The organism is Pseudomonas sp. FSL R10-0056, from assembly GCF_009600105.1.
GTDB lineage: Bacteria > Pseudomonadota > Gammaproteobacteria > Pseudomonadales > Pseudomonadaceae > Aquipseudomonas > Aquipseudomonas bubulae.
In genome coordinates this window covers 1-2,726 of sequence record NZ_WIWL01000032.1, presented here as the reverse complement: position 1 = coordinate 2,726, position 2,726 = coordinate 1, and the positions used below count along the sequence as shown (strand labels likewise).

General features: G+C 56.5%; 4 protein-coding genes. 3 read left to right on the top strand and 1 reads right to left on the bottom strand.

Features of this window, described 5'->3' with window-relative positions:
- Positions 1 to 447 (top strand): hypothetical protein (locus GHO42_RS25645; RefSeq protein ID WP_218575978.1); only part of this gene is annotated, 447 nt, incomplete at its 5' end.
- 12 nt (positions 448 to 459) lie between these two features.
- Here the strand turns inward: GHO42_RS25645 and GHO42_RS01985 are convergent.
- Complete coding sequence (locus GHO42_RS01985) at positions 460 to 1,038, bottom strand: replication/maintenance protein RepL (RefSeq protein WP_218575977.1); 579 nt, start codon at positions 1,036 to 1,038, stop codon at positions 460 to 462.
- 528 nt (positions 1,039 to 1,566) lie between these two features.
- Between GHO42_RS01985 and GHO42_RS01980 the strand changes: the two genes are divergently transcribed.
- Both GHO42_RS01980 and mobV read left to right on the top strand, forming a co-directional pair.
- Positions 1,567 to 1,965: a hypothetical protein gene (locus tag GHO42_RS01980; protein ID WP_153336997.1), complete on the top strand. Its 399-nt coding sequence runs from the start codon at positions 1,567 to 1,569 to the stop codon at positions 1,963 to 1,965.
- A gap of 114 nt (positions 1,966 to 2,079) precedes the next feature.
- Positions 2,080 to 2,726 (top strand): MobV family relaxase (gene mobV, locus GHO42_RS01975; protein ID WP_178114881.1); only part of this gene is annotated, 647 nt, incomplete at its 3' end.

Sequence of the window (2,726 nt, the reverse complement as noted above, 5' to 3'; positions counted from 1 at the left end):
GCCGTATTGCCGAAGATCACGCCGGAGGATTTGACGCCGAAGAAGTCCCGGGGGGAGGGGTTGTTGGGACGGGTGGGGCTGCAAAGCTATCTTGAGACACCAGAAGGGATCGCTGACCGGCTCAACGCGAAGGTCTTGGAGGCGACCAAGGCATACCGCGCCAAAGCCGCGGAGGCCTCTCAGGCGCGCAAGGAGGCGCAGGCGGCGCGTAAGGCGCTGGATGACCAGCAGAAGGCCTTAAAACCGTTTTTGGATGCTCTCAGGCCCCTCAACGAGGCCGAACGCAAGACCTTAGCGGCTGCAATGACGGTGGACAGCGCGAAGATGGTTCGGATGCGTGAAGCTCTGGAGCAAGAGCGCAAAATTGAGCAGCAACGACAGCGCGAAGAACGGGCCGCCGCGAACAAGTCCAGAACGCCCCCACGGGGTAAGGGTATGGGCCACTAGGCAGGGTCGGGCCTAGGCCTCAGTTTCCATCGTGACTGAGGCCGGGGCCGACGGTCCCCGAGAGCCTTTTCTGCGGTATTCGGTGATGAACTTCACGCGATCACCCTTGAAGAACAAGGCGGGATTAACCCAGAAAGTGGATGGGGAGCGGGGGGCCAGAAATTGCTTGGCCAGCAGCTCTTTGAGGCCCCGCTGAAAGGTCTTTTCGCTCATATCTACGGACCGACCGGATAGCCCATCATTGAACCACGCTAGCTCAATGCTTTCGGCGAAACCCTGACGCATGGGGGCTCGCTCGTATTCCTGCAGGACAAGTTGAAACACCCGAGATGCAGTACGGCCAAGGTCAAATGCAGCGGCCACACCAGCCGCAAAGACTTTTACAAAAGAGGCGTCGTCACGCTCGTCCACGGTGTAAATCGCAGCAGTTTGGCGGACCTCTCCGGTGCGTGTACTCACCAGCTCCTCTGACGTGCCGGTCTTCACGTATCGCTTCTTCACCGTCACCTCAGTGGGTTCCAGTAGCGGGTTGGCTAAGGGGCTGTACTCAAGCTTGCGAAGGTTAATCGTTCCAGACATATCGGAGGCCATTTTTGTCCTTTGGTGAGACACACGTTATGCCCTCGAAAGACAAAAAACAAGCGTATTATGTCTCATAATGTCCTGCGTTTGTCTCGAGAGGTTCTGATTTTGTCTCGAGCTTTCCCGTGGCGTATGGCCCAAAAGGTCGTTTGCTTCTCACTCTGTTACTACGCGCTCTTGATCTGGCTCTTGATGTGGTCTTTGCCCTTGCTCCTGGGATTCAAAGAATCGGGCCGTTCAGCTAGCTCAAGGTGGCACCCAGTGCAGTGACCGTAGGGCGCTGTGCTGGGGGACGCCCAACAAGCGAAGCGCGTTAGCAGCGGTGGTTCAGGCACCGGCGATCTGATCCAGATCCAGCGGCCTTCCAGTCGCTGTGCGCCGACCACTACCGCACAAGGAAGGGAGGTCAGCGTGCGGCTGCTTCGCTCCTTCACGCCGCGCCTCCGGCCTGCGCGCGTTGCTTACTTGCACACGCAGCGCAGGAATTTTCGTTTTGTGTGGTATCAATTTGCTTCCCTAACTACATGAAGTTTTCACATGACCGACTTTTCACATGAGCCTCAATTCACTACTGATAAAAATGGAAATCTTTTACATGCTGAAGCCTACGGGAACCGCATTGAAACGCATCCCGATGGATCTGCAACGATTACTCGTCCTGATGGGACGGTGCTAAAAATTGAAAAAGAAGGGGGTGTCAGTATCGAAAACTTCACTCCTAAATCTTTCGGTTTGGACAATCTCGCTGATCTAAAGAGCTATGTAATTACTGAGGATGACGGGGTAGTCAAACACTCTTTACTGCTCAAGGACGGCGGTACTTACGAGCTCATTTACAATACAGATGGCACCTTCGTTAAAAGCAGTGGCACTAAGGTTTCGATGAGCCTCAGCGTTGATGGTATTGCTACTCTGTCAATGCAAAAGCCTAGCTAAGAACAGCGGTACGAACGAATCTTTGCGAAGCAAAGGTGTAGTGAGTACACCTTTGCTCTTTCGCGTGCGCTCAATCGCTGCCAAGATCGTGCAAACCGCACGATAGAGGCAGCTATGGCATACGCGATTTTGCGCACGGAAAAGCTCAAGACGATGGGCAACATCGGCGGCTCTTTGGCGCACAACTACCGGACGCGAGACACCCCGAATGCGGTGCCTGAGCGCCTGCACCTCAACACACACGAGATAGCTAGTGCCGATGAGGTGAAGGCGGCGATCGTGGCGCGGCTTCCTGAGAAGCGGCGCAGCGATGCCGTGCTGTGCGTCGAGTATTTCATCGGGGCCAGCCCGGACTACTTTGACGGCACAGACGCCAAGGGCGAACGCTATTTCGCCACGGCGGTTGAGTGGCTGAAGGAGCTGCACGGGGCGGATAACGTGGTGGCCACCTCGGTGCACCACGACGAAACCAGCCCGCACCTGGTCGCCTACGTGGTACCGCTCGACCAGGACGGCAAGCTGAACGCCAAAGCGTTCCTGGGTGGCCGAGCCAAGCTGACGGCAATGCAGACCAATTTTGCGAAAGCCGTGGGGAGGTATGGACTGGATCGCGGCCTCGAGGGCAGCAAGGCTAAACACCAGTCGATCCGGGACTATTACGCCAAGGTGAATCAGGCCGAAAACGCCGTATTGCCGAAGATCACGCCGGAGGATTTGACGCCGAAGAAGTCCCGGGGGGAGGGGTTGTTGGGACGGGTGGG

Coding starts and splice junctions, on each gene's coding strand:
- GHO42_RS01985 (WP_218575977.1), bottom strand. CDS start 1,038: ATGGCCTCCGATATGTCTGGAACGATTAACCTTCGCAAGCTTGAGTAC.
- GHO42_RS01980 (WP_153336997.1), top strand. CDS start 1,567: ATGACCGACTTTTCACATGAGCCTCAATTCACTACTGATAAAAATGGA.